Consider the following 24,307-nt stretch of genomic DNA (forward strand, 5'->3'; position numbering starts at 1 on the left):
GCCGGGCCGCAGAGCACGCCGGACCGCCGAGCCCCGACTGCCGGGGCGGCGGCGCCGAGTTCGAGCCGCCGGGTCCGCACCACCGGGTTCGAGCCACTGATTCCGGACGGCGGCCCCGGTCGCGGAAAAACCCCGGCAGATCGCCGAAGGGCGGCAATCCGGGCACACCGGTGATGCCGCCGGAAAGCGGACCATCTCGCCGGTGAGGTGGGCGAATGCCTCCTGGCGGACCCCCGCGTCCGGGCCTTGCGAAGATGTGCCAGAGTTGCCACGTCCGCCCTGTCAGCACGTACCGTACGGCAGCACAGGTGGGACCAGGTGGGGCAGCGGGAAGGGGCAGCCGGTTTTGACCACGCACGCACCGCAGGCGGGGCAGGCCGTCACGCTGCCCGCGACACTGGACGAAGCGGTGGCGGCGCTCGCCGTCACGCCGGCCGCCGTGCCCGTGGCGGGCGGCACCGACCTGATGGCCGCCGTCAACTCCGGCCAGCTCAGGCCCGCCGCCCTGGTCGGCCTCGGCCGCATCAGCGAGATCCGCGGCTGGCAGTACCAGGACGGGCACGCCCTGCTCGGCGCCGGACTCACCCACGCGCGCATGGGCCGCCCCGACTTCGCCGCCCTCATCCCGGCGCTCGCCGCCGCCGCGCGCGCCGCGGGCCCGCCGCACATCCGCAACGCGGGCACCCTGGGCGGCAACATCGCCTCCGCCTCCCCCACCGGTGACGCGCTGCCCGTGCTGGCCGCGCTGGAGGCGACCCTGATCATCGCGGGCCCCGGCGGCGTCCGCCGCGAGATCCCGGTGTCGCACCTCCTGGCAGGCATGGACATGCTGCGCGGCGGTGAACTCATCGGGTACGTGCGCGTGCCGCTGCTGCACGCCCCCCAGGTCTTCCTGAAGGCCACCGGCCGCACCGGCCCCGGACGGGCCGTCGCCTCCGTCGCCCTCGTCCTGGACCCCGCCCGGCGCGGCGTCCGCTGCGCGGTCGGCGCCATAGCGCCGATGCCGCTGCGGCCCCTGGAGGCCGAGCAGTGGGTCGCCCGGCTCATCGACTGGGACAACAACCGCGCGCTCGTCCCGGAGGCGCTCCACGCCTTCGGCGAGTACGTCGCCGCCGCCTGCATCCCGGACCCGGTCCCCGCCGAGGACGGCTCCGTGCAACCGCTACCGCCCGCCGTACTGCACCTGCGGCGCACCGTCGCCGCACTGGCCCGACGAGCACTGGGGAGGGCACTGTCATGACCGACGACCAGCACGGACAGGGCACGCCACCGGGCGGCAGCCGCTGGGACCCGCTGCCCCAGGGCGACTACGACGACGGCGCCACCGCCTTCGTGAAGCTCCCCGAGGGCGGCATCGACGCGCTCCTGGCCGCCCGCGGCGACGGCAGCCCGCTCGCGGCGCCCGGCCACGGCTACGTGCCCCCGCGGATCGAGGCGGCGGCGTACGAGGGGGCCGGCCCCGCGACGGCCGGCGACGGCGCCTGGGCGGACCCCGCCGCCGGCGCCGACTGGCCCGCGCCGGCGAACGGGACGGCCGGCGGCGACCGGTTCACGTACCACCCCGGCGCCACCGGCCAGTGGACCTTCGACGACGTCGACGCGTCCGCCGAGCCCGCCCCGGCCCCCGGTCACGACGTGACCGGCCAGTGGTCGATCCCCGTCGCGGGCGGCGATCTGCCCGACGAGTCGGGCGAGTTCACCACCTCGGCGCTGGTCGAGCAGTGGGGCGGCGGCACCCCCCCGGCCACCCTGCCGGGCGGCGCCCCCGCGCCCTGGGCGACGGAGCCCGCGCCGGACGAGCGGTCCTGGGACGACGGGACCGACGGGGCCGGCGCCCCGCTCACCGAGGCCGGCGGAGCCCGGCCGGACGCCCCCGCCTTCGGACACCCCCCGCGGCACGACACCGACCCCGCGTCCCACGAGCACCCCGGCGGGCACCCCGCGCCCGGACAGCCGTACGAGGCCGCGCCCGGCCCCGTGGAGGCCCGTCAGGCGCCCTCCGGGGCCACCGAGGACCTCCGGGGCCCGGAAGGCGTCCACGAGCCCGCAGGGGCCGCCGGGTCCCCCCGCCCGGCGACCGCGCCGGACCCGGAGCCGGAAACCCACCCGGACGGACACGGCGAGCACCCCGGGCACGGCGAGTACCGCGAGTACGACGAAGGCCGTGAACGCGACGAAGACCACGAAGGCCGTGAAGGTCACGAGAACGGCGAAAGCGGCGAACAGGCCGGGGCCGCCGAACCCGTCGGCCCCGCCGAACCCACCGGGCCGGCCGACGCCGACGCCGCGTCCACGCGCGTGGACGACGGCGCGGAGGCCGGCGTGGAGGACGGGCCCGCGCCGGGGGCGGCCCACCACGACGACCACCCCCTCGCCTCCTACGCCCTGCGCGTCAACGGCTCGGACCGGCCCGTCACCGACGCCTGGATCGGCGAGTCGCTGCTCTACGTCCTGCGGGAGCGGCTCGGGCTCGCCGGTGCCAAGGACGGCTGCTCCCAGGGCGAGTGCGGTGCCTGCAACGTCCAGGTGGACGGGCGCCTCGTCGCCTCCTGCCTGGTCCCCGCCGTCACCACCGCCGGCAGCGAGGTCCGTACCGTCGAGGGCCTCGCCGTCGACGGGCAGCCCTCCGACGTGCAGCGGGCGCTCGCCCGGTGCGGGGCCGTGCAGTGCGGTTTCTGCGTGCCCGGCATGGCGATGACCGTGCACGACCTGCTGGAGGGCAACCCCGCGCCCACCGAACTGGAGGCCCGCCAGGCGCTCTGCGGCAACCTGTGCCGCTGCTCCGGCTACCGGGGCGTCCTGCAGGCCGTCGAGGACGTCGTCGCCGAACGCGAGGCGCTCTCCTCGGCGGACGCCGAACAGAACGGCGACGAGGCACGTGTTCCGCACCAGGCGGGCCCCGGCGCCGGAGGCATCCACGCGTCGGCGTTCGACAACCCCGCGCAGCCCCACCCCCACGACCCGGCGTACGGCCAGGACGGAGGCCAGGCGTGACCGACGAAGCAGCCACCGCGACAAGCCCCGCGGAGGCCGCCCCGGCCCCCGAGCCGATCCCGCACGGCCTCGGCGCCTCCCTGCCGACCGCCGACGCCCGCGCCAAGACCGAGGGCACCTTCCCGTACGCGGCCGACCTGTGGGCCGAGGGACTGCTCTGGGCGGCCGTGCTGCGCTCCCCGCACGCCCACGCGCGCATCGTCTCCATCGACACCACCCACGCGCGGGAGATGCCCGGCGTACGGGCCGTCGTCACGCACGAGGACGTGCCCGGCGCACCGCTGCACGGGCGCGGCCGGGCCGACCGCCCGGTGTTCGCCTCCGAGGTCGTGCGCCACCACGGCGAGCCCATCGCGGCCGTCGCCGCGGACCACCCCGACACCGCGCGGATGGCCGCCGCGGCCGTCATCGTCGAGTACGAGGTCCTCGACCCGGTCACCGACCCCGAACTCGCCTTCGAGGCCGAGCCGCTGCACCCCGACGGCAACCTGATCCGGCACATCCCGCTGCACCACGGAGACCCGGCCGCGGCCGGCGAGATCGTCGTCGAGGGCCAGTACCGCATCGGCCGCGCCGACCCCGCCCCCATCGGCGCCGAGGCCGGCCTCGCCGTCCCCAGGCCCGACGGCGGCGTCGAGCTGTACCTGGCCTCCACCGACCCGCACGGCGACCGCGACACCGCCGCGGCCTGCTTCGGCCTGTCCCCCGATCAGGTGAAGATCGTCGTCACCGGTGTGCCCGGCGCCACCGCCGACCGCGAGGACCAGGGCTTCCAGCTCCCGCTCGGCCTGCTCGCGCTGCGCACCGGCTGCCCGGTCAAGCTCACCGCCACCCGCGAGGAGTCCTTCCTCGGCCACGCCCACCGCCACCCCACCCTCCTGCGGTACCGCCACCACGCGGACGCCGAGGGCAGGCTGGTCAAGGTGGAGGCGCAGATCCTCCTCGACGCCGGCGCCTACGCCGACACCTCCGCCGAGGCCCTCGCCGCCGCCGTCTCCTTCGCCTGCGGCCCCTACGTCGTCCCCCACGCCTTCATCGAGGGCTGGGCCGTGCGCACCAACAACCCGCCCTCCGGCCACGTCCGCGGCGAGGGCGCGATGCAGGTCTGCGCCGCCTACGAGGCGCAGATGGACAAACTGGCCAAGAAGCTCGGCGTGGACCCCGCGGAGCTGCGGCTGCGCAACGTCCTGGCCACCGGCGACGTCCTGCCGACCGGCCAGACGGTGACCTGCCCGGCACCCGTCGCCGAACTCCTCCAGGCCGTCCAGGACTTCCCGCTGCCCGCCCTGCCCAAGGACACCCCCGAGGAGGACTGGCTGCTGCCCGGCGGTCCCGAGGGCGCGGGCGAGCCGGGCGCGGTGCGCCGGGGCGTCGGCTACGGCCTCGGCATGGTCCACATGCTCGGCGCGGAGGGCACCGACGAGGTCTCCACGGCCACCGTCAAGGTCCAGGACGGCGTCGCGACCGTCCTGTGCGCGGCCGTCGAGACGGGGCAGGGCTTCACCACCCTCGCCCGCCAGATCGTCCAGGAGACCCTCGGCGTCGACGAGGTGCACGTCGCGCCCGTCGACACCGACCAGCCCCCGGCCGGCCCCGGCTGCCGCGGCCGCCACACCTGGGTCTCCGGCGGCGCGGTGGAGCGCGCGGCCAAGATGGTCCGCACCCAGCTCCTCCAGCCGCTGGCCCACAAGTTCGGCATGTCCACCGAGCTCCTCCAGATCACCGACGGCAAGATCACCTCGTACGACGGCGTCCTGTCGACGACCGTCGCCGAGGAACTGCACGGCAAGGAACTGTGGGCCACCGCGCAGTGCCGCCCGCACCCCACCGAGCCACTGGACGGGGCCGGGCAGGGCGACGCGTTCGTCGGCCTCGCCTTCTGCGCGATCCGCGCGGTCGTCGACGTCGACATCGAGCTGGGCTCGGTGCGGGTCGTCGAACTGGCGGTCGCCCAGGACGTCGGCCGGGTGCTCAACCCGGCGCAGCTCGCCGCCCGGATCGAGGCCGGCGTCACCCAGGGCGTCGGCATCGCCCTCACCGAGAACCTCCGCACCCCGCGCGGCCTGGTCCGCCACCCCGACCTCACCGGCTACGCCCTGCCCACGGCGCTGGACGTGCCGGACATCCGGATCGTCAAGCTGGTCGAGGAGCGGGACGTGGTCGCGCCGTTCGGCGCGAAGGCGGCCAGCGCGGTCCCGGTCGTGACCTCCCCGGCGGCGATCGCCTCCGCCGTGCGGGCCGCGACCGGCCGCCCGGTGAACCGGCTGCCGATAAGGCCGCAGGCGGCCGTCGTCACGACCCAGTGAGCGCCGCCCCCGCGTGACGGGGGACAGGGGGGACGGGGCCGCGAACGGGGGCGCGGGGAGTACGGCCCGTCGCCCGCGGCGGTGTTCACCGGCCCGGCCCGGCTGGAACGGACTGCCCGCGCCCGCGACGGCCTGCCACCGGAGCGGACTGCGACCGGGCCGGGCCGCCCCCGGAACCCCGCCCGCCCCCGGCACGTCACCGCTCGCACCCGCACGTCACGCACCGGACTCCGGCCGGCCACCGCCGAGTCGTCCGCGGGGGAGAGGGCCGGTGCGATCCTCGCGGGGAGGCAACGCGCGCGTGTGACCCGACGTCCTTCCTGTCGAGGGCCGTTGTCAGTGGTGCCGCGTAGGGTGCGGAGCAGTGGGACGGCGAACTTCACGCACGGGGGACCGATGAGCACGACCAGCACCACCACCGGCACGCCGGTGATCACCCTCTCCGAGGCCGAGCTGGATCCGTACGTCACTCACGCGCCGAGCCGCCGCTGGCTGTCCGGCCCGGGACTGCCCGACGTCGGCGCGCTGCTGACGTTCGAGGCGCTGCGCGCGGACGGCCTGCGCCAGGTCGCCGACTCCACGGCCGACCCCGACCACCTGCTCCCCGACGACCTGCGCGGCCAGCTGGTCATCGGCGGACTCCTCGGCCCGGCGGGCGACGGGACCGAGTCCGTGCTCCTCGACGGCGCGACCGGCGAGATCACGACGACGTACTTCCTCCACGACCGCCCCGACCTGATGGACCGCCGGCCGCTCGCGCCCTCCCTGGAGAAGCTCGTGCGGTTCGCCACGGCCGCCGACGAACTGGCCGCGCTCAGAGGCCAGTTCGCGGCCTACGCCGGGCGTTTCGGGCCCGACGCGGTGGCCGAGGCGTCCGGACAGCTCCTCGCGCTGTACGAGTCGGGGGCGGACGGCGAGGTGCCCCCGTTCTGGCGGCTGGCCGCCGTGATCCGCCCCCTGGCACTGGTCGCGGGCCCCGGCACCCGCTCGGGGCTCGCCCTGGACCTGCCGCCCCGGCTGCTGGACGAGGAGTTCGACACCGGCGCGATCGTCCGCTTCGAGGAGGTCGACTTCCCGGCCGCCCTCTCCCACGAGCCGACCCGCCGCTTCCTGCGGGAGACGGGGCTGCCCGAGGAGTGCGTCTGGTTCTTCCTCGACCTGGACGTCCCCCTGCCCACCCTCGCCGAGCACCGGGCCGACGACCCGCACGCCGAACTCCCCGAGGAGGCCCACCGGCTGATCCGCCTCGGCCACCTCCTGGAGGACACCAGCCTCGTCCTCGACGGCACCACCGGCGCGGTGCTGGCCTGGAGCGAGTCGGAGTCCAGGCTCCGCCCGCTGAACGCCGACATCTCGACGCTGGCGTTCACCCTCTGGCTCGTCCACCGGGAGCACACCCTCGACGCGGAACACGAACTGACCGAGGCCTACGACCAGTTGGCCGCCACCATGACCCGCACCCTCGCCGCCCTCGACCCGGTCGCCTGCGACCCGACCCCGAGGACGCCCACCGACGACGGCTGGCGCTACTGGCCGGGCATGTTCGAGGACGAGGCGGGCGGCGGACTCTACGCATAGCCCCGGGACGCGCCGTAAGGTCCCCGCATGGACTGGCTGGCCCCCGTGAACACCCTGACCGGTGCGGCGATCGGCATCGGATCGACCCTGCTCGCCGACCGCCTCCGCTGGCGCCGCGACCGCGAGGCCCTCCGGCAGGACACCCGCCGGCAGGCGTACGCGGCGTTCATGGCGGCCCTGTCCGACGTCTACACCCGCCTGTACGAGACCGCCCGCGAGCCCCTTCCCCCGGCACAGGCCCGCACCGCCGCCCACGAGGTGTTCACCTCCGGCAGCCTGTACCCGCTGCGCTACGAACTCGCCCTGATCGCCCCGTGGGACGTCATGGCCCCGGTCAACGAGGCCTTCTGGAAGGTCCGCGCGCTGCGCGACCTGGTGGCGACGGGCGCCACCACGGACGCCCCGGAGTTCCGGACCCACGTGCGCGACTACCTCACGGCCACGGAATCGGCCCAGACGGCGATGCGCAGGGACCTCGGCACGTCGTGGCCGGAGGCGGCGGAGCGAGAACCGTAGACCGGTGACGCCCTCGGCGAGAGACGGAGTTGGAGGCCGTGGCGGGATTCGAACCCACGTAACTCGCTTTGCAGGCGAGCCCCTGAACCACTCGGGCACACGGCCGTGCGGCCGGTTCTCCGGGAGTGCTCCCCTTCGAACCGGTTGTGACGACCGTAGGCCCCGCGAGCCGGGGGGCTCAAGGGAGCCGTGGGGGCTGCAACACGACTGCCATGCGCCGTTCACGAACGGGGCGGTCCGGCGGCGGACGGGCCGGCGCGGCGACGGTGCGGGGCCGGCGCGGGGACGGTGGGCTGGGCGGTGTGGGACCGGTGGGCTGGGCGGCGCGGGCCGGCGCGGGACCGGTGGGCTGGGTGGCGCGGGGCCGGTGGGCTGGGTGGCGTAGGACCAATGGACGAGGCCCGGTCCCGTCTCCCGACAGGGGTCAGTGTCGGTTGTGGGCCTTACCCTGACCGTCATGGCCGTCCATGAACCTCGCGACACCGGTGTCGCGGACACAGCAGACATGTCCCGGAAGTCCGGCTCGTACCGGTCGGAGGAGACCGTGCTCGGGCGGGAGCACCGGGCCCTGAGCATCGGGATCGTGTCCGTCGTGCTGCTGATCGCCTTCGAGGCGACCGCCGTGGGGACGGCCATGCCGGTGGCCGCGCGGGAACTGGACGGGCTGTCCCTGTACGCCTTCGCCTTCTCGGGGTACTTCACGACCAGCCTGTTCGGCATGGTGCTGGCCGGGCAGTGGTCCGACCGGCGGGGCCCGCTCGGCGCGCTCACCTGCGGGATCGCCGCCTTCGCCGCGGGCCTCCTGCTGTCGGGGACCGCCGGGACCATGTGGCTGTTCATCCTCGGGCGGGCGGTCCAGGGGTTCGGCGGCGGGCTGGTGATCGTCGCCCTGTACGTCGTCGTGGGGCGGGCCTACCCGGAGCGGCTGCGGCCCGCGATCATGGCGGCGTTCGCGGCGAGCTGGGTCGTGCCGTCGGTCGTGGGTCCGCTGGCGTCCGGCGCGGTGACCGAGCACCTCGGCTGGCGGTGGGTGTTCCTCGGCATCCCCGCCCTCGTGCTCCTGCCGCTGGCCCTCGCGCTGCCGCAGATACGGCGCCGGGCCGCGGGCCCGGTCGACGGTGCCGCGGCCCCCTCCTCCGGCCGGCGCCGCATCCGCCTCGCCCTCGCCATCTCCCTGGGCGCGGGCCTGCTCCAGTACGCCGCCCAGGACCTGCGCCCGCTCTCCCTCCTGCCCGCCGCCGCGGGCGTCGCCCTGCTGGTGCCGGCCGTCCTCGGACTGCTTCCGCACGGCACCTGGCGGGCGGCCCGCGGCCTGCCGTCGGTGGTGCTGCTGCGCGGAGTGGCCGCAGGGTCGTTCATCGCCGCCGAGTCCTTCGTACCGCTGATGCTGGTCACCCAGCGCGGCCTCAGCCCGACCCTCGCGGGGTTCTCCCTCGCGGCCGGCGGGGTGACCTGGGCGCTGGGCTCCTGGGTGCAGTCCCGGCCGCGCGCGGAGCCGTACCGGGAGCGGCTGATGACCGGCGGGATGGTGCTCGTGGCCGCCGCCGTCGCCGCCGCGCCGAGCGTCCTGATCGATGCGGTCCCCGCCTGGACGGTGGCCGTCGCCTGGGGCTTCGGCTGCTTCGGGATGGGCCTGGTGATCTCCTCGACCAGCGTGCTCCTGCTCCAGCTCTCCGCCCCCGAGGAGGCCGGTGCCAACTCGGCCGCCCTGCAGATCTCCGACGGCCTGTCCAACGTGCTGCTGCTGGCCGCGGGCGGCGCCGCCTTCGCGGCGCTCGGCGGCGGGACCGTGTCGCACACGGCCGCCGAGGCCTCCGGCGCCTCCCACCCGGCCGCCTTCGCCGCCGTCTTCCTGCCGATGGCGGCGGTGGCCCTGGTGGGGGCGTGGGTGACGACGAGGCTGCGCACCCCCTCCTGAGTGGTACCAGTTTGACCCCACGGAGGGATACCGTTCTGGTATGGCCATGAACCTGCGTCTCCGCGACGACCAGACGGAAGCCCTGAAGCTGCGCGCCGAGGAGGAGGGGGTCAGCATGCACGCGATACTGCTCCGGGCCGTGGACGACTACCTGGCGCGGACGGCTCATGAAGCGCTCGTGCGCAAGGCGGCCAAGGAGCAGACCGCCAAGTGGGCCGAACTGCTGGAGCGGCTCAAGTGATCCCTGTCTACCTGACGGCCGAGGACGGCCTGGTCATCGCCGGCCTCGCGGTCGACGACCAGGACGTCGTCGTCCGTGATGCGGGGCTGCTGGAATCGGCCGTGCACCGCCCGGCTGCCGCCATGTTCGGGCAGGAGGCGTACCCGGACCTGTTCGGCAAGGCCGCGGCCCTCCTGCAGTCGCTGGCGATCAACCACCCCTTCGTCGACGGGAACAAACGGACGGCGTGGACCTCCTGCGTCGTCTTCCTGGCGATGAACGGTGTGCAGCTGCGTCCGGACATCGACGCCGCCGAACGCCTGGTGATCGCGGTGGCCAGCGGTGCCGCGGACGATGCCGGGGCCATCTCCGAGGCGCTGCGGGAGCTGTCCGAGCCGCCGGTGTGACGTCAGTCCCACCGAAGGGCCACCCGGCATCGTCCGCGCGTCGGCCGTGTCGGACCGCCGGTAGGGTGGCCCGGTCGTTCTACGTAGCCGAGCCGCCCGAGCCCCACGACGGAGACCGTGACTACCACCGCCAGCACCGCCTCCCACTCGCACCACCTCTCCCCCGCCTTCCCCGGCCGGGCCCCCTGGGGCACCGCCGGCAAGCTGCGTGCCTGGCAGCAGGGGGCGATGGAGAAGTACCTCCAGGAGCAGCCACGCGACTTCCTCGCCGTCGCCACCCCCGGCGCCGGCAAGACGACCTTCGCGCTGACCCTCGCCTCCTGGCTGCTGCACCACCACGTGGTGCAGCAGGTCACGGTGGTGGCTCCCACCGAGCACCTGAAGAAGCAGTGGGCGGAGGCGGCCGCGCGGATCGGCATCCGGCTGGACCCCGAGTACAGCGCCGGGCCGCTCAGCAAGGACTACCACGGGGTCGCCGTGACGTACGCGGGCGTCGGCGTACGGCCGATGCTGCACCGCAACCGGGCCGAGCAGCGCAAGACCCTGGTCATCCTCGACGAGATCCACCACGCCGGTGACTCCAAGTCCTGGGGCGAGGCCTGCCTGGAGGCGTTCGAGCCGGCCACGCGGCGGCTCGCGCTCACCGGTACGCCGTTCCGCTCCGACACCAACCCGATCCCCTTCGTGACGTACGCGGAGGGCGACGACGGCATCCGCCGTTCGTCCGCCGACTACACGTACGGCTACGGCTCGGCCCTCGCGGACAACGTCGTGCGGCCCGTCATCTTCCTCTCCTACAGCGGCAACATGCGCTGGCGCACGAAGGCCGGCGACGAGATCGCCGCACGGCTCGGCGAGCCGATGACGAAGGACGCGGTCAGCCAGGCGTGGCGCACGGCGCTCGATCCGCGCGGCGAGTGGATGCCGAGCGTGCTGCGCGCCGCCGACCAACGGCTCACCGAGGTCCGCAAGGCCATACCGGACGCGGGCGCGCTGGTCATCGCCTCCGACCAGGAGTCGGCCCGCGCCTACGCCAAGCTGATCCGGGAGATCACCGGGTCGAAGGCGACCCTCGTCCTGTCCGACGACGCCGGCGCGTCCGGCCGGATCGACGAGTTCAGCCACGGCACCGACCGGTGGATGGTCGCGGTGCGGATGGTGTCGGAAGGCGTCGACGTGCCGCGCCTCGCGGTCGGCGTGTACGCCACCACCATCTCCACCCCGCTGTTCTTCGCGCAGGCCGTCGGCCGTTTCGTGCGGTCGCGGCGGCGCGGCGAGACCGCCTCCGTGTTCCTGCCGACCGTGCCCGACCTGCTCGGCTTCGCCAACGAGATGGAACGCGAGCGCGACCACGTCCTCGACAAGCCGAAGAAGGAGGGCGAGGAGGACCCGTACGCCGAGTCCGAGAAGGAGATGGACGAGGCGAACCGGGAGCAGGACGAGGACACCGGCGAGCAGGACATGCTGCCCTTCGAGGCGCTGGAGTCCGACGCCGTCTTCGACCGGGTCATGTACAACGGCGCCGAGTTCGGCATGCAGGCCCACCCCGGCAGCGAGGAGGAGCAGGACTACCTCGGCATCCCCGGACTGCTGGAGCCCGAGCAGGTGCAGCTGCTGCTGCAGAAGCGGCAGGCCAAGCAGATCGCGCACAGCCGCAAGAAGCCGGACACCGAGGCCGACCTGCTGGAGCTGCCGGCCGAGCGGCGGCCGGTGGTCTCCCACAAGGAGCTGATGGAGCTGCGCAAGCAGCTCAACACGATGGTCGGCGCGTACGTCCACCAGAGCGGCAAGCCGCACGGGGTCATCCACACCGAGCTGCGGCGGGTGTGCGGCGGGCCGCCGAGCGCGGAGGCGACGGCGGGGCAGCTGCGGCAGCGCATCGCCAAGGTGGGGGAGTGGGCGACCCGCATGAAGTGACGCCCGCGGGCGTCCGTCGTGCACCACGGGGGCGCTCGGCCCGGATCGCGCACCGTACGTATGGGGACAAACACAGGTAGTCCCCACCGGCCGCTGACCGGATTCTGGACGGAGCCTTCCGCTGAGCGAACCTGCTTCGCTACTGTCCCGCTACGCACACGCCCCGTGGCAGCGCCGCCGCGGAGCGCAGCCGTGAAGCGACCGGGTCCGGACACGCCGGACCCCTCTGCCGATCGGCGGCCTCTGACGCGCGTCGCTGACGGGACTCGGTGACGCATCCGCCGCTGTGGGGCCGCCGACCTCACCACTAAGGAGTGGGCGTCGTGACCGCGGAGACCTCTCAGACGCTCGACAGGGGACTGCGGGTCCTCAAGCTGCTGGCCGACACCGACCACGGGCTGACCGTCACCGAGCTTTCCCACAAACTGGGCGTGAACCGGACCGTCGTGTACCGGTTGCTCGCCACGCTGGAACAGCACGCCCTCGTACGACGTGACCTGGGCGGCCGGGCCCGGGTCGGACTCGGGGTGCTCAGGCTGGGCCGGCAGGTGCACCCGCTGGTGCGGGAAGCCGCGCTGCCCGCGCTGCGGTCGCTGGCCGAGGACATCGGGGCCACCGCGCACCTGACGCTCGTCGACGGGGCCGAGGCGCTGGCCGTCGCCGTGGTCGAACCGACGTGGACCGACTATCACGTGGCCTACCGGGCCGGCTTCCGGCACCCCCTGGAGCGGGGCGCGGCGGGCAAGGCGATCCTGTCCGCCCGGCAGCGGACGGCTTCCGGGGACCCGGGGTACACCCTGACCCACGGCGAGCTGGAGGCCGGCGCGAGCGGGGCCGCGGCGCCCCTGCTGGGCGTGACGGGGGTGGAGGGCAGCGTGGGGGTCGTGATGCTGACCGACGCGGTGCCGGAGCGGGTCGGCCGGCGGGTGATGGAAGCGGCCCGCGAGGTGGCGGAGGCGCTGCGCTGACCGATCGGCCGCTGACCTGCCGGCCGTCCGCCGGCCGGTCACCGGCCGGCCGATCGCCGGACCGATCACGGATCACCGATCCCGGGGCGCCGGCCGCAGGCCGCAAGCCGCAAGCCGCAGGACGGAGCGGGGAAAAGGCGTGGGCGTGCGGTGGGCGGGGTGTCGGGTGCGGGCCGGAGCCGGGGCCGCGGCCGGTCACCGGCCGGCTGATCGCCGAATCCCGGGCCGCAGTCCGCAGTCCGCAAGCCCGCAAGGCGGAGGGCGGAGCGGGGGGAAGGCATGGGCGTGCGGTGGGCGGGGTGTGAGGCATGGGCCGGGCCGGGTTCGCGGCCGGCGGGGCGCGTGCCCGCGGGCGGTCGCGAGGGGGTGTGGGCCGGGCACCGGGGCGTGGCCGGGGGCGGGGCTCGCGTTAGATTGGGCGCGTGCTCTCACGCCTCACACGTCCCCAGGCCCTCACCGTCTGCGCCCTTCCGCTCGTGGCGCTGTTCGCCACCGTGGGGTTCGCGCCGTTGCCGTTCTCGGTGGCGCAGCCGGGCATGACGGCGAACGTCCTCGGCGAGGACAAGGGCACCCCCGTCATCACGATCTCCGGCGCCGCCACCCGCGAGACGACCGGGCAGCTGCGGATGACGACCATCGAGGCGACCGGCCCGGACGCGCACATCACCCTGGGCGATGTGGTCGACGGCTGGTTCCGTGCCGACCAGGCCGTGATGCCGCGTGACTCGGTCTACCCCGCGGGGGACAGCACGAAGGAGATCGAGCGGTACAACACCGAGCAGATGGAGAAGTCCCAGGACACCGCGACCGAGGCCGCGCTGAGGTACCTCGACCGCACCGACGACGGCATCGAGGTCGCCCTGGAGCTGGCCGACGTCGGCGGTCCCAGCGCGGGCCTGCTGTTCTCCCTGGGGATCGTCGACCGGCTCGACGGCGACGGCAGCGGCGGCGACCTCACGGGCGGCCGTACGATCGCCGGCACCGGGACCATCGACGCGGACGGCAAGGTCGGCGCGGTCGGAGGCGTGGCGCTGAAGACGCAGGCCGCCCGCCGGGACGGCGCGACCGTCTTCCTGGTGCCGAAGGCTGAGTGCTCCGACGCCGAGTCCGAGCTGCCCGAGGGGCTGCGCCTGATCCCGGTGACCACCCTCGAGGGCGCGGTCGACTCCCTCGTGAAACTGGAGAAGGACCAGGGCTCGGTACCGAGCTGTTAGCCCTTGGGCGGGAGCGCTTTTCGGCCAAGGGCCGTCCCTCGTCGAACTGTCCGCCGGGACGGGCTGTCCCGGCCGTCGGATGATCAATAGCCTTGTGCGGTAAGCCTGTTACCGATCTCAGGGAGCTCCATGCCCACCGCTCAGCAGGTCCCCGACATCCTGTCGCCCGAGTTCGCTGCGGATCCCTACCGGGCCTATCGCCTGATGCGTGAGAGCACCCCCCTCTTCTGGCACGAGGCCACGCAGAGCTACGTCGTCTCCCGTTACGAGGACGTGGAGCGCGTCTTCAAGGACAAGGGCGGCGAGTTCACCACCGACAACTACTCCTGGCAGATCGAGCCCGTGCACGGCAGGACGATCCTCCAGCTCAGCGGACGGGAGCACGCGGTGCGGCGGGCCCTCGTCGCCCCCGCCTTCCGCGGCAGCGACCTGCAGGAGAAGTTCCTGCCGGTGATCGAACGCAACTCCCGCGAGCTGATCGACGCCTTCCGGTCCACCGGCTCCGCCGACCTGGTGTCCGACTACGCGACCCGTTTCCCCGTCAACGTGATCGCGGACATGCTGGGCCTGGACAAGGCCGACCACGCCCGGTTCCACCGCTGGTACACGTCGGTCATCGCCTTCCTCGGCAACCTCTCGGGCGACCCCGAGGTGGCGGCGGCGGGGGAGCGCACCCGGGTGGAGTTCGCCGAGTACATGGTGCCGATCATCCGGGAGCGCCGCGACAACCTCGGCGACGACCTGCTGTCGACGCTGTGCGCCGCCGAGGTCGACGGCGTGCGGATGAGCGACGAGGACATCAAGGCCTTCTGCAGCCTGCTGCTCGCCGCGGGCGGCGAGACCACCGACAAGGCGATCGCGGGCATCTTCGCCAACCTGCTGCGGCACCCCGAGCAGTTGGCGGCCGTCCGGGAGGACCGCGGGCTCATCGCCCGCGCCTTCGCCGAGACGCTGCGCTACACGCCCCCCGTGCACATGATCATGCGGCAGTCGGCCGCCGAGGTCACGCTCAGCTGCGGTGTCGTACCGGCCGGCGCCACGGTCACCTGTCTGATCGGCGCCGCCAACCGGGACGAGGACCGCTACCGGGAGCCGGACCGGTTCGACATCTTCCGCGACGACCTGACCACGACCACCGCCTTCTCGGCCGCCGCCGACCACCTCTCCTTCGCGCTGGGCCGCCACTTCTGCGTCGGCGCCCTGCTCGCGAAGGCCGAGGTCGAGATCGGGGTCGGCCAGCTCCTCGACGCCATGCCGGACCTCCGCCTCGCCGACGGTGCCGAACTCGTGGAACAGGGCGTCTTCACGCGGGGACCGCAGACACTGCCCGTGCGCTTCACCCCCGTCACCGGCTGACGCCGGGCCCCGGGCCGATCCCGCGCCCCGGGCCCCGGGCGCACGCGGGCCGGGTCGGCAGGTGCCTGCCGACCCTCCCCCTCGCCCCGCTACCGCACCACCGGGGTGAACTCCACCGGCAACGAGTGCAGGCCCCGCATCCAGACGGACGGCCGCCAGGAGAGCTGCTCCGGCTCCACCGTGAGCACCAGGTCGGGTAGGCGTTCCAGCAGGGTCTCCACCGCGGTGCGCGCGATGACGTCGGCCAGCAGCGGGGCCGGGTAGGGGCACCGGTGCTCCCCGCTGCTGAACGACAGGTGCGCTGAGCTCTCCGCCCCCACGTGGGACTCGGGCCAGATCTGCGGGTCGGTGTTGGCCGCGGCGAGCCCCAGCACCAGGCAGTCGCCCGCCCGGATCAGCCGTCCGCCGAGCTGGGTGTCGCGCACGGCCCAGCGGCCGATGAAGTTCTGGGTCGGGGTGTCGAGCCAGAGGACCTCGTTGAGCGCCTCGCCCACGCTGAGCCGGCCCCCCGACACGCTGACGGCGAACCGCTCGTCGGTGAGCAGCAGCCGCAGCGTGTTGCAGATCCAGTTGGCGGTCGGCTGCTGCGCCGCGGCGATGACGGAGATCAGGTCCTGCACGACCTCCTCGTCGGTCAGCCCGGCCGGGTGCAGCAGCATGCGCGAGGTGACGTCCGGGCCCGGACGCTCCCGCTTCTCCTTCACCAGCTGCTGGATCCGCTCGCCCACGCGCGTGTACGCGGCCACCGGGTCGTCGCCCTCCGCGGCGTCCAGGGAGATCCGCAGGTCCTCGACGAGCTGCCGGGTGGCCTCACCCGTGTGCGGCATCCCGCACATCTGGACCGCGGCGCGCATCGGCAGCGCGTGCGCGTACATGCTCATCAGCTCGGCCCGGCCGCTTCCGGCGAACGACGCGATGAGCCGGTCGGCGAGCAGCCGGCAGTCGCGCGACAGCTGGAACTGGTCGACGCCCTCCAGCGCCTCGGTGATGACCCCGGCCCGCCGCCGGTGCTCCTCGCCCTCGGTGAACAGCACCGAGGGCTGGTATCCGACGAACGGCAGCAGCGGCCAGTCCGCGGGGATGTTCTCCCACTGGTTCCAGCGCCGCGAGTCGCGGGCGAACAGCTCGTCGTGAGCGGTGACGTAGCCGACCTCGGCGTAGCCGAGGACCAGCCAGGCGGGGACGTCCCCGTCGAGCAGCACGGGTGCCACCGCCCCGTGCTCCCTGCGCAGGGCCCGGTACAGCTGCGCCGGGGTCTGCTGGTACTCCAGACCGCCCAGCCGCACGGCGCCCGCGTGCGCGGGGCACCCCGGGCCGGGCGCGTGCGGGGAACGGGATCCGGTGTCGGTCACGGTGTCATCTCCTGGGCCATGGCCAGTTCGTAGAGGTGGTCCACGAGGGTGATCAGCACGTCCTTGCCCGACGACCGCACCCGCGCGTCGCAGTCGACGAGCGGCACGTGCGCGGGCAGGGAGAGCGCCTGGCGGATCTCGTCGAGGGAGTACCGCCGGGGTTCGTCGTCGAACCGGTTGACGGCCACCACGAACGGCGTCCTGTGGTGTTCCAGCCGGTCTATCGCGTACCAGGAGTCGTCCATCCGGCGCGTGTCGACCAGGACGACCGCGCCGAGCGTGCCGGAGAAGAGCCGGTCCCACAGGAACCAGAACCGCTCCTGGCCCGGCGCGCCGAACAGGTACAGCACCATGCGCTTGTTGAGGCTGATCCGGCCGAAGTCGAAGGCGACCGTCGTGGTGGTCTTCGTGGCCACCTGCCGCGTCTCGTCGACGCCGACCCCCGCCTGCGTCATCACCTCCTCGGTGTTGAGCGGCCGGATCTCGCTGACCGAGCGGACCAGGGTCGTCTTGCCGACGCCGAAGCCGCCCACGACGACGATCTTCAGGCCTGTCTCGGCGGCATCGGACAGGGGCGTACGCAGGGAGGGCAGGTCAGAGGTTGCGGAGCCCATGCAGCACCTCCTTGAGAAGGGCGGAGTCGGGGAGCGCGGCGAGGGACCGCGGCGCGGGCGGGTGACGGGCGGTGATACGGCCCATGGCGAGCAGGTCGCCGAGGAGGATGCGCACCACCGTGATCGGCAGCCCCATCTCCGCGGCGACCTCCACGACGGCCGTCGGATGCCGGCACAGATCCAGGATCCGCGTGTGCTCCGACTGCATCCCGGAGGTGGGCGCGCTCTCGCTGACGATCAGGGTGACCAGGTCGAACGCGTCGTCCGCACGGCTGCGTCCGCCCGTGATCGTGTAGAGCCGGTCGGGATCACCGGTGTCCACGGGCCGACGCGTCACGACGATGTGCTCCCCTGCGCGCTCCCGCGGGGCTCGGCCCGCAGGTGCTCACCGATCTGCTCGACCAGCTCGGTCATCTGGTGACCCACCACTCCGGGGTCGGCGCTCTCCTCGCCGAGGAGCGCCAGGTGCGCGCCGTCGCCCGCCTGCACGATGAAGAGCTGACCGCCGTGGAACTCGGTCATGGAGTGGCGGACGCCACCGCTCCCGTCGCCGAACTCGACGGACGCGCCCTGGGCGAGGGCCTGCATGCCCGAGCAGATGGCCGCCAGCTGGTCCGCCTGGTCGAGCGCCAGGTGTTCGGTCCAGCACAGCTTCAGGCCGTCCCGGGACAGGACCAGGGCGTGCCGGGCGCCGGGAACGCGTTCCAGAAGGCCCTGGAGAAGCCAGGTCAGGCTGTTGTCGGTGGTCTGCATGGTGGGTGTGGGGACGGTGGGGCCCGGGAGCCCCGTCACCGGCCCGTTCCTCCGATCTCACGAGCTGAAGCGGGAAGAGGGCGCCGTGGCTCCGGCGCCGGACGGGAAGGACGTGGGGTCACCGGGAGGCCGGCGGTTCGGGCCGGGTGCCGGGGCCGGTCCCGGACGGGCCGGCCTCGCCGGCGGAGGTGCGCCCGCTGTGGAAGGCCCCGAAGCGGGTGCCCGCGTCGCGTGCGGCGGGAGGCGTCGCCGGTGCGCCGTTCGGCGCGGGGGAGTCGGCCGCCGCCCTGCGCTGCCGCCGTTCCTGCTCGGCCTCGGCCATCGTGCGGCCGGGGGCGCGTACGGGCAGACCGTTCGGCGTGGCCGCCGACGGGCGGGGGGACGCGTCACGACCGTGCCCCTCCGACGGGGCCGAAGGCGAAGCCGGGGTCCGGGCCGCAGCCGGGGTCCGGGCCGCAGCCGAGGCCTGAGCCGCAGCCGCAACCGTGGCTTGAGCCGCAGCCGCAGCCGCAGCCGCAGCCGCATCCGGGGCCTGGGTCGCAGCCGGGGCCGGCGGAGGGACCGCGGCGGCCGGCCGTACGGCGGGAGCGGGCGGCCCGCCGGTCCCGGACACCTCACTCGCTCCCGACACCCCACCCGGCACCGTCACTCCACCCGGCACGGACGTTCCCCCCGTCGCCGGTCGCGCGGAGCCCGTCGTGATCCGGGCGGACCCGGACCCGGACCCGGGCGCGGGCGTCGCCGCGGCAGGCCGCTGCGGCGTCTCCCGGGGTGCGGCCTCGCGCCGCTGGGCGAGCAGCTGCCGGGGCAGCAGGACGACGACGCCGGTGCCGCCGCGGGACGAGGGACGGTAGTTGACGCTGATGCCGTACTTGACGGCCAGTCCGCCGACCACGGCCAGGCCGAGCCGGGTGCCCGGCAGCGAGGCGAGGTCGGTCATGTGCCCCGCCACGGCCTCCTCGGCGTGCCGCATCGCCGCGTCCGCCATCTTCAGGCCGCTGTCCTCGATCGTGACGACGAGCCCGGCGCTGTGCTCGTCGACGTACACGTGCACCTCGTCGATGGGCGGCGAGAAGTTGGCCGCGTTGTCCATGAGTTCGGCGATCAGGTGCATCACGCCCTCCGCGGCGAACCCGGAGATCGCGGCGTTCGTCGAACAGTGCAGCCGCACGCGCTGGTAGGCCGCGATCCGGCCGGCCGCGCCGCGCAGGATGCTCTCCATCACGATCGGCTTGTTCCAGGCGCGGCTGGACCGGCCGCCCATGAGGAGCGCCAGCCGGTCGGTCATCAGGCCCAGCTGGGAGGTGCCGTGATCCAGCTTCAGCAGGTCGCCGAAGACCTCCTCGCCGTGCCGCTCCTGCATCTCGCGCAGGTCGGCGAGCATGCTCACGGTCTTGGCCTGGACCCGGCTCAGGGCCTTCGCGGAGGCGGCCTGCGCGGCGGCGGCCCGCCGCTCGCTGCGGGCGAGTTCCCGTACGAACGCCTCGACGGGTGCCCGCAGCAGGGAGGAGGGGGGCCACTCCCACCCGGCCAGCACGGTGTCGGCCGAGTTGCCCTCCCGCAGCTGACCGACCATGTCGGGCAGGATCGTCCGCGTCACCTGCGCCACCTCTTCGGTGACCTGCGCCAGTTCCTCCCGGGTGCGCAGCCGTTCGGCGTCCGTGGCCGCCGCGTACCGCACGGTCTGCTCCAGGGCGGAGCCGAAGGACTCCAGGATCCGGCGCAGTTGGGGTTCGGAGGGCGGCGTGACCTGTTCCAGGGCGTCCTTCGCCGGCACCCCGTCCCGCAGGCGGCTGACGAGGGCGGGCACGGTGACGTTCACCAGGTGCGCCGACTCGGCCGACTGCTGCGCCGACCGCGCGGTCAGCCGGGCGACTTCGGCGTCCGTCGCGGCGGCGGCCCGGCGGGCCCGCCGGAGCAGCAGGCCGCAGACGAGGACGGTGGCCGCCACGCAGCACCAGGCGGCCGCGGCCGTGGCCGCCGTCCAGGTGCGGGCGCCGGCGGGGGCCGTGGCGGCGGCCGCACCCGCGGCCGCGGCGCTCAGCAGCAGCACGGTCACGGGCACGGCCGACGAGGTGGAGGGGAGGGGGGCTGACCGGCGCTGACGGTGTGGTGCAGGCAGAGGCATTCCGCGGTTCCTCGGTCCTCGAGAGCAGGAAGAACGGATCGACCGACACGACGGCCGCAGGCCCGGAAAGAAGAAAGATGTGATTTTCCGATCCAGGTGTCGGCTCATGCTAGTCATTGCGTCGGGAGTGGTGATCTCACCGATCGCCCTCCTTGCCGGGGAGCCGATTTCGTCGCAAAGGCGCTGCCGGGAACGGGCGTCGTGGTACCCGGGAAACGGTGTTCTCCTCCCGGTTCCTTTCCCGCACAACGGGCGATCACGGGCGCCGGATGCCGTGGGGCCCTTGCCCGGAGGGCGCGTCGGACGGAGCGGAGCGTCGTTTTCCGGTCAATTCTGAAAGCTCCGCGCGCGGTAGGAGTCGAAAATCGTGCAGGACGGTCACGGATTCCCCACGAAATCCGCCACGGGAACGGAAGGCGCCCTTACTTCACGAACCCTTCCGCTTTCATCCAGTCCAGCGCGACCTGATGCGGGTCCTCCCCGTCCACGTCCACCTTCGCGTTCAGTTCCTGCGCCACCGCGTTGTCCAGCCGGGCGGTCACCGGATCGATGACCTCGGCGATGGCCGGCCACTTCTCGAAGGTCCTGCTGTTGATCACGGGCGCCGCGTTGTAGTTGGGGAAGAACTTCTTGTCGTCGGTCATCACCACCAGGTCCATGGACTTGATGCGGCCGTCGGTGGTGAACACCTCCCCGTAGGTGCAGCTCCCCTTCGCCGTCTGCGTGTAGATGATCCCGGTGTCCATCTGCGTGACCCGGTTCGCCGGCACGTCCATGCCGTACGCCTTCTGCATGCCCGGCAGCCCGTCCGCACGGTTGGCGAACTCGCTCTCCACGCACAGCGTGACGGCCCCCGGGTCGGACCGGGACAGCGCGGCCACCTCCGACAGCGTCCTCGTGCCGTACTTCTCGTAGTTGGCCCGGTTCATCGCCAGCGCGTAGGTGTTGTTCAGCCGGGACGGCGGCAGCCAGGTCACCCCGTTGCGCACGTCGGCGTCCCGCACCGCCTCCCACTGCCGCCGCGGGTCGGTGATGGGCTCGCTGTTGCCCTGGTACGTGATCCAGGCGGTGCCCGTGTACTCGTACATGGCGTCGGCGTCGCCCTTGCGGATCGCCTCCCGGCCGCCGATGGAGCCCTGGATGCCGGTGCGGTCCAGCACGTCCGCGCCCGCCGCCTCGAAGGCGATGCCCATCATCGCGCCGAGGACGAGGCTCTCGGTGAACGACTTCGACGTCACGGTGAGGTCGGCGCCCCTGAGCGGCTCCCCCTTGCCGATCGAGCCGGGGGAGACGTCGTCGACCATGGGGGAACCGCTGGTCAGCCCGCAGCCGGAGGCCAGCACCAGCAGCACCGCGAGGGCGTACGGCGTCCTTCTCACGGTCCCACCTCCAGACCGCGCGGCCGCAGCAGCACCTCGGCCAGCGAGGCCAGCCAGTCGACCAGCAGGGCCAGCGCCACCGTCAGGACGGAGCCCAGCACCAGCACCGGCATGCGCTGGTTGGTGATGCCGGCGGTGATCAGCACACCCAGTCCGCCGCCCCCGCCGAAGGTCGCCAGCGTGGCCGTGCCGACGTTCAGCACGAGGGCCGTACGGACACCGGCGAGGATGAGCGGCACCGCCAGCGGCAGTTCCACACGGGTGAGCACCCCCAGCGGGGACATGCCGATGCCGCGGGCCGCCTCCAGCAGCGTCGGGTCGTTCGCCCGCAGCCCGGCGATGGTGTTGGAGAGCACCGGCAGGACGGCGTAGGCGATGATCCCGATCAGGGCCGCCCGGCGGCCGATGCCGAGCCAGATCACCAGCAGGGCGAGCAGGCCGATCGCGGGGGTGGCCTGGCCCATGTTGGCGACGGTCATCGCGACCGGGGTGGCCCTGCGGAAGGCCGGCCGGGTCAGCGCGATGCCCAGCGGGATCGCGATGACCAGCACGAAGAAGGTCGAGATCACCGTCAACTGGATGTGCTGCCACAGCGCCTTGGACACCTGCCCGCGGGCCAGCGCGTTCTCGGAGACCGTGTCCAGGTCCGCCTGCGCGAACCACAGCCAGGTGGCGAGCAGCATCGCGACCACGAACGCCGGCACGAGGGTCAGCTTCGGCCAGCCGATGCGGCGGCGCGCGGGCGCGGGCGGCGGAGCCGGGGACTCCTCCTCGTCCAGCCGGTCGTCCGGCCGGTCGTCCAGCCCGGAGGTGCTCATGCCTTCGCCTCCCCGCCGGGACCCTCCTGTTCCGCGTGCGTCTGCGCGGCTCGGGCCTCCTCCAGTTCGTGCTGGGCCTCCAGCGCCTCCAGCCGGTCGGCCTCCAGCAGTTCGTGCACCGAGTTCATCAGCGTCTCCATGTCGACGACCCCGGTGTACTCGCCGCGCCGCCCGGTCACCGCGACCCGCCCGGTGTTGTCGGTGAGGACCGCCTCCAGGGCGTCCCGCAGCGTCGCGTCCCGGGTCACCGTGTCGGTCACCAGCGTGCCGGCGCGGGCCAGCGAGCCCTTGGCCCGCATCAGGTCGCCGCGCCGCAGCCACTTGTAGGGCCGGCCGCGCCTGTCCAGCAGCAGGATCTCGTTCGTCCCGCTGGAGCGGATCCGGTTGAAGATGCTCTGGAGCGGGTCGTCGACGCCCACCGTCGGCCACTCGGTGATCTCCACGTCCCGCACGCGCGTGAGGTTGAGCCGCTTCAGCGCCGCCCCGGCGCCCACGAACCCGGACACGAAGTCGTCCGCCGGATTGGTGAGGATCGCCTCCGGGGTGTCGAACTGGGCGATGCGCGAGTGCTCGCGCAGCACCACGATCCGGTCGCCCAGCTTGATCGCCTCGTCGAAGTCGTGGGTGACGAACACGATCGTCTTGTGCAGCTCGTGCTGGAGCCGGATCAGCTCGTCCTGGAGGTGGTCGCGGGTGATCGGGTCCACGGCGCCGAACGGCTCGTCCATCAGCAGCACCGGTGGATCGGCCGCCAGCGCCCGTGCCACGCCGACCCGCTGCTGCTGACCGCCGGACAGCTGGCGCGGATACCGCTGCCGGAACTCCCCGGGGTCCAGCCCGACCAGGTCGAGCATCTCCTCCACCCGGTCCCTGATCCGCCCCTTCGGCCAGCCGATCATCCCCGGCACCAGCGCGATGTTCTGCGCGACCGTCATGTGCGGGAACAGCCCGGACGACTGGATGGCGTAACCGACCTTGCGGCGCAGCTTCACCGGGTCGATGTCGGTGACGTCCTCGCCGCCGATGCGGATGCGCCCGCCGCTCGGCTCGATCAGCCGGTTGATCATCTTCAGGGTCGTCGACTTCCCGCAGCCGGACGGCCCCACGAAGATGACGATCTCACCCGCCTTGATCTCCATGTTCACGTTGTCCACGGCCGGAGCCGTGCTGCCCGGGTAGCGCTTGGTGAGGTTCTCCAGCTCGATCGCGGCACCGTGGGACTCAGACACGGATCCCCCTCGGGATCGTCAGCCGGCCGAGGACGACGTAGGCGGCGTCGAACAGCAGGGCCAGCACGATGATGCCGAGCGTGCCCGCCAGGACCTGGTTGAGCGCGTTCTTGCTGCCCAGGGAGGCCAGGCCGCGGAAGATCTCGTTGCCGAGGCCGGGCCCGGAGGCGTAGGCGGCGATGGCGGCGATGCCCATCAGCATCTGCGTGGAGACCCGGATGCCGGTCAGGATCGGCGGCCAGGCCAGCGGCAGCTCGACCCGCGCCAGCCGCATCGCGCCGGACATCCCGATCCCCCTGGCCGCGTCCACCAGGGACGGGTCGACGCCCCGCAGCCCCACGATGGAGTTGCGCACGATCGGCAGCAGCCCGTACAGCGTCAGCGCGATCACCGTCGGCGGCACGCCCAGCCCCACCACCGGGATCAGCAGACCGATCATGGCCAGCGACGGGACGGTGAGGAGGGTGGAGGTGGTGGTGGTGGCGAGGTTGCCGCCCCAGCCGCTGCGGTAGGTGGCGACCCCCAGCAGCACGCCGATCAGCGTGGCCAGCAGCATGCACTGGAAGACGACGCTGGCGTGCTGGTAGGCGTCGGTGAGCAGTTGCTGATGTCGGTTGCCCAGGTACTCCCAGAAGCTCAC

The 24,307-nt window shown here is 73.6% G+C and carries 21 protein-coding genes and 1 tRNA gene; 12 read left to right on the plus strand and 10 right to left on the minus strand.

The window, feature by feature from the left end:
- Positions 1-346: 346 nt before the first annotated feature.
- From ACZ5FU_RS15110 to ACZ5FU_RS15130, 5 genes are all read left to right on the plus strand, one after another.
- The gene (locus tag ACZ5FU_RS15110; protein WP_451529885.1) at positions 347-1,240 is read left to right on the plus strand and encodes an FAD binding domain-containing protein; all 894 of its coding nucleotides are present in this window, start codon (positions 347-349) and stop codon (positions 1,238-1,240) included.
- Positions 1,237-2,994 (plus strand): (2Fe-2S)-binding protein, encoded by a 1,758-nt coding sequence (locus tag ACZ5FU_RS15115; RefSeq protein WP_469045423.1) that lies wholly within the window; start codon positions 1,237-1,239, stop codon positions 2,992-2,994. Before ACZ5FU_RS15110 ends, ACZ5FU_RS15115 begins: the two co-directional genes overlap by 4 nt.
- Positions 2,991-5,300, plus strand: coding sequence for a xanthine dehydrogenase family protein molybdopterin-binding subunit (locus tag ACZ5FU_RS15120; RefSeq protein ID WP_469045424.1), 2,310 nt, complete (start codon positions 2,991-2,993; stop codon positions 5,298-5,300). Before ACZ5FU_RS15115 ends, ACZ5FU_RS15120 begins: the two co-directional genes overlap by 4 nt.
- A gap of 396 nt (positions 5,301-5,696) precedes the next feature.
- The gene (locus ACZ5FU_RS15125) at positions 5,697-6,878 is read left to right on the plus strand and encodes an SUKH-4 family immunity protein (protein ID WP_451776172.1); all 1,182 of its coding nucleotides are present in this window, start codon (positions 5,697-5,699) and stop codon (positions 6,876-6,878) included.
- A gap of 27 nt (positions 6,879-6,905) precedes the next feature.
- Positions 6,906-7,394, plus strand: a complete 489-nt coding sequence (locus ACZ5FU_RS15130) for a hypothetical protein (protein ID WP_469045425.1) — start codon at positions 6,906-6,908, stop codon at positions 7,392-7,394.
- A gap of 30 nt (positions 7,395-7,424) precedes the next feature.
- Here ACZ5FU_RS15130 and ACZ5FU_RS15135 read toward each other — a convergent pair.
- Positions 7,425-7,499: transfer RNA gene (locus tag ACZ5FU_RS15135), tRNA-Cys, on the minus strand.
- 352 nt (positions 7,500-7,851) lie between these two features.
- Here ACZ5FU_RS15135 and ACZ5FU_RS15140 point away from each other — a divergent pair.
- The 7 genes from ACZ5FU_RS15140 (at position 7,852) to ACZ5FU_RS15170 (ending at position 15,394) form a co-directional block, all read left to right on the plus strand.
- Positions 7,852-9,312, plus strand: a complete 1,461-nt coding sequence (locus tag ACZ5FU_RS15140) for an MFS transporter (RefSeq protein ID WP_451529880.1) — start codon at positions 7,852-7,854, stop codon at positions 9,310-9,312.
- Positions 9,313-9,352: 40 nt separating this feature from the next.
- Positions 9,353-9,553 (plus strand): ribbon-helix-helix protein, CopG family, encoded by a 201-nt coding sequence (locus tag ACZ5FU_RS15145; protein ID WP_016826066.1) that lies wholly within the window; start codon positions 9,353-9,355, stop codon positions 9,551-9,553.
- On the plus strand, positions 9,550-9,939 hold the full coding sequence (locus ACZ5FU_RS15150; protein ID WP_451529879.1) for a type II toxin-antitoxin system death-on-curing family toxin: 390 nt from the start codon (positions 9,550-9,552) through the stop codon (positions 9,937-9,939). The genes ACZ5FU_RS15145 and ACZ5FU_RS15150 overlap by 4 nt, the downstream gene beginning before the upstream one ends.
- A 117-nt stretch (positions 9,940-10,056) precedes the next feature.
- A complete protein-coding gene (locus ACZ5FU_RS15155) occupies positions 10,057-11,856 on the plus strand; it encodes a DEAD/DEAH box helicase (protein WP_451529878.1) in 1,800 nt (599 codons plus the stop codon).
- A gap of 323 nt (positions 11,857-12,179) precedes the next feature.
- Positions 12,180-12,824, plus strand: a complete 645-nt coding sequence (locus ACZ5FU_RS15160; protein ID WP_451529877.1) for an IclR family transcriptional regulator — start codon at positions 12,180-12,182, stop codon at positions 12,822-12,824.
- Between the two features lie 422 nt (positions 12,825-13,246).
- A complete protein-coding gene (locus tag ACZ5FU_RS15165; protein ID WP_451529876.1) occupies positions 13,247-14,038 on the plus strand; it encodes a S16 family serine protease in 792 nt (263 codons plus the stop codon).
- Between the two features lie 129 nt (positions 14,039-14,167).
- Positions 14,168-15,394, plus strand: coding sequence for a cytochrome P450 (locus tag ACZ5FU_RS15170; RefSeq protein WP_451531327.1), 1,227 nt, complete (start codon positions 14,168-14,170; stop codon positions 15,392-15,394).
- A gap of 89 nt (positions 15,395-15,483) precedes the next feature.
- Here the strand turns inward: ACZ5FU_RS15170 and ACZ5FU_RS15175 are convergent, their stop codons facing one another.
- The 9 genes from ACZ5FU_RS15175 to ACZ5FU_RS15215 all read right to left on the minus strand — a co-directional run bounded on the left by ACZ5FU_RS15175 (position 15,484) and on the right by ACZ5FU_RS15215 (position 24,307).
- A complete protein-coding gene (locus ACZ5FU_RS15175) occupies positions 15,484-16,746 on the minus strand; it encodes a cytochrome P450 (RefSeq protein ID WP_451531326.1) in 1,263 nt (420 codons plus the stop codon).
- Positions 16,743-17,360, minus strand: coding sequence for a GTP-binding protein (locus ACZ5FU_RS15180; RefSeq protein ID WP_451776166.1), 618 nt, complete (start codon positions 17,358-17,360; stop codon positions 16,743-16,745). Before ACZ5FU_RS15180 ends, ACZ5FU_RS15175 begins: the two co-directional genes overlap by 4 nt.
- Entirely contained in the window at positions 17,341-17,697 is a 357-nt protein-coding gene (locus tag ACZ5FU_RS15185; RefSeq protein ID WP_451531324.1) for a DUF742 domain-containing protein, read from the minus strand. Before ACZ5FU_RS15185 ends, ACZ5FU_RS15180 begins: the two co-directional genes overlap by 20 nt.
- Positions 17,694-18,152, minus strand: coding sequence for a roadblock/LC7 domain-containing protein (locus ACZ5FU_RS15190; protein ID WP_451531323.1), 459 nt, complete (start codon positions 18,150-18,152; stop codon positions 17,694-17,696). The genes ACZ5FU_RS15185 and ACZ5FU_RS15190 overlap by 4 nt, the downstream gene beginning before the upstream one ends.
- Before the next feature lie 79 nt (positions 18,153-18,231).
- Positions 18,232-20,241 carry a sensor histidine kinase gene (locus ACZ5FU_RS15195; protein WP_469045426.1) on the minus strand — a complete coding sequence of 670 codons (2,010 nt, stop codon included), beginning with the start codon at positions 20,239-20,241 and terminating at the stop codon, positions 18,232-18,234.
- A 422-nt stretch (positions 20,242-20,663) separates the two neighbouring features.
- A complete protein-coding gene (locus ACZ5FU_RS15200) occupies positions 20,664-21,545 on the minus strand; it encodes a glycine betaine ABC transporter substrate-binding protein (RefSeq protein ID WP_468643906.1) in 882 nt (293 codons plus the stop codon).
- A gap of 71 nt (positions 21,546-21,616) precedes the next feature.
- Positions 21,617-22,438 (minus strand): ABC transporter permease, encoded by an 822-nt coding sequence (locus ACZ5FU_RS15205; protein WP_451531321.1) that lies wholly within the window; start codon positions 22,436-22,438, stop codon positions 21,617-21,619.
- The gene (locus tag ACZ5FU_RS15210) at positions 22,435-23,667 is read right to left on the minus strand and encodes a betaine/proline/choline family ABC transporter ATP-binding protein (RefSeq protein ID WP_451531320.1); all 1,233 of its coding nucleotides are present in this window, start codon (positions 23,665-23,667) and stop codon (positions 22,435-22,437) included. Before ACZ5FU_RS15210 ends, ACZ5FU_RS15205 begins: the two co-directional genes overlap by 4 nt.
- The gene (locus tag ACZ5FU_RS15215; RefSeq protein ID WP_468643768.1) at positions 23,660-24,307 is read right to left on the minus strand and encodes an ABC transporter permease; all 648 of its coding nucleotides are present in this window, start codon (positions 24,305-24,307) and stop codon (positions 23,660-23,662) included. Before ACZ5FU_RS15215 ends, ACZ5FU_RS15210 begins: the two co-directional genes overlap by 8 nt.

It is taken from the genome of Streptomyces sp. NPDC031554 (genome assembly GCF_055580685.1).

What these genes read in the sequence shown, in the direction of transcription:
- ACZ5FU_RS15115 (WP_469045423.1), top strand. Translation starts at nt 1,237, where the DNA reads ATGACCGACGACCAGCACGGACAGGGCACGCCACCGGGCGGCAGCCGC.
- ACZ5FU_RS15125 (WP_451776172.1), top strand. Translation starts at nt 5,697, where the DNA reads ATGAGCACGACCAGCACCACCACCGGCACGCCGGTGATCACCCTCTCC.
- ACZ5FU_RS15130 (WP_469045425.1), top strand. Translation starts at nt 6,906, where the DNA reads ATGGACTGGCTGGCCCCCGTGAACACCCTGACCGGTGCGGCGATCGGC.
- ACZ5FU_RS15140 (WP_451529880.1), top strand. Translation starts at nt 7,852, where the DNA reads ATGGCCGTCCATGAACCTCGCGACACCGGTGTCGCGGACACAGCAGAC.
- ACZ5FU_RS15145 (WP_016826066.1), top strand. Translation starts at nt 9,353, where the DNA reads ATGGCCATGAACCTGCGTCTCCGCGACGACCAGACGGAAGCCCTGAAG.
- ACZ5FU_RS15170 (WP_451531327.1), top strand. Translation starts at nt 14,168, where the DNA reads ATGCCCACCGCTCAGCAGGTCCCCGACATCCTGTCGCCCGAGTTCGCT.
- ACZ5FU_RS15180 (WP_451776166.1), bottom strand. Translation starts at nt 17,360, where the DNA reads ATGGGCTCCGCAACCTCTGACCTGCCCTCCCTGCGTACGCCCCTGTCC.
- ACZ5FU_RS15195 (WP_469045426.1), bottom strand. Translation starts at nt 20,241, where the DNA reads ATGCCTCTGCCTGCACCACACCGTCAGCGCCGGTCAGCCCCCCTCCCC.
- ACZ5FU_RS15200 (WP_468643906.1), bottom strand. Translation starts at nt 21,545, where the DNA reads ATGGTCGACGACGTCTCCCCCGGCTCGATCGGCAAGGGGGAGCCGCTC.
- ACZ5FU_RS15205 (WP_451531321.1), bottom strand. Translation starts at nt 22,438, where the DNA reads ATGAGCACCTCCGGGCTGGACGACCGGCCGGACGACCGGCTGGACGAG.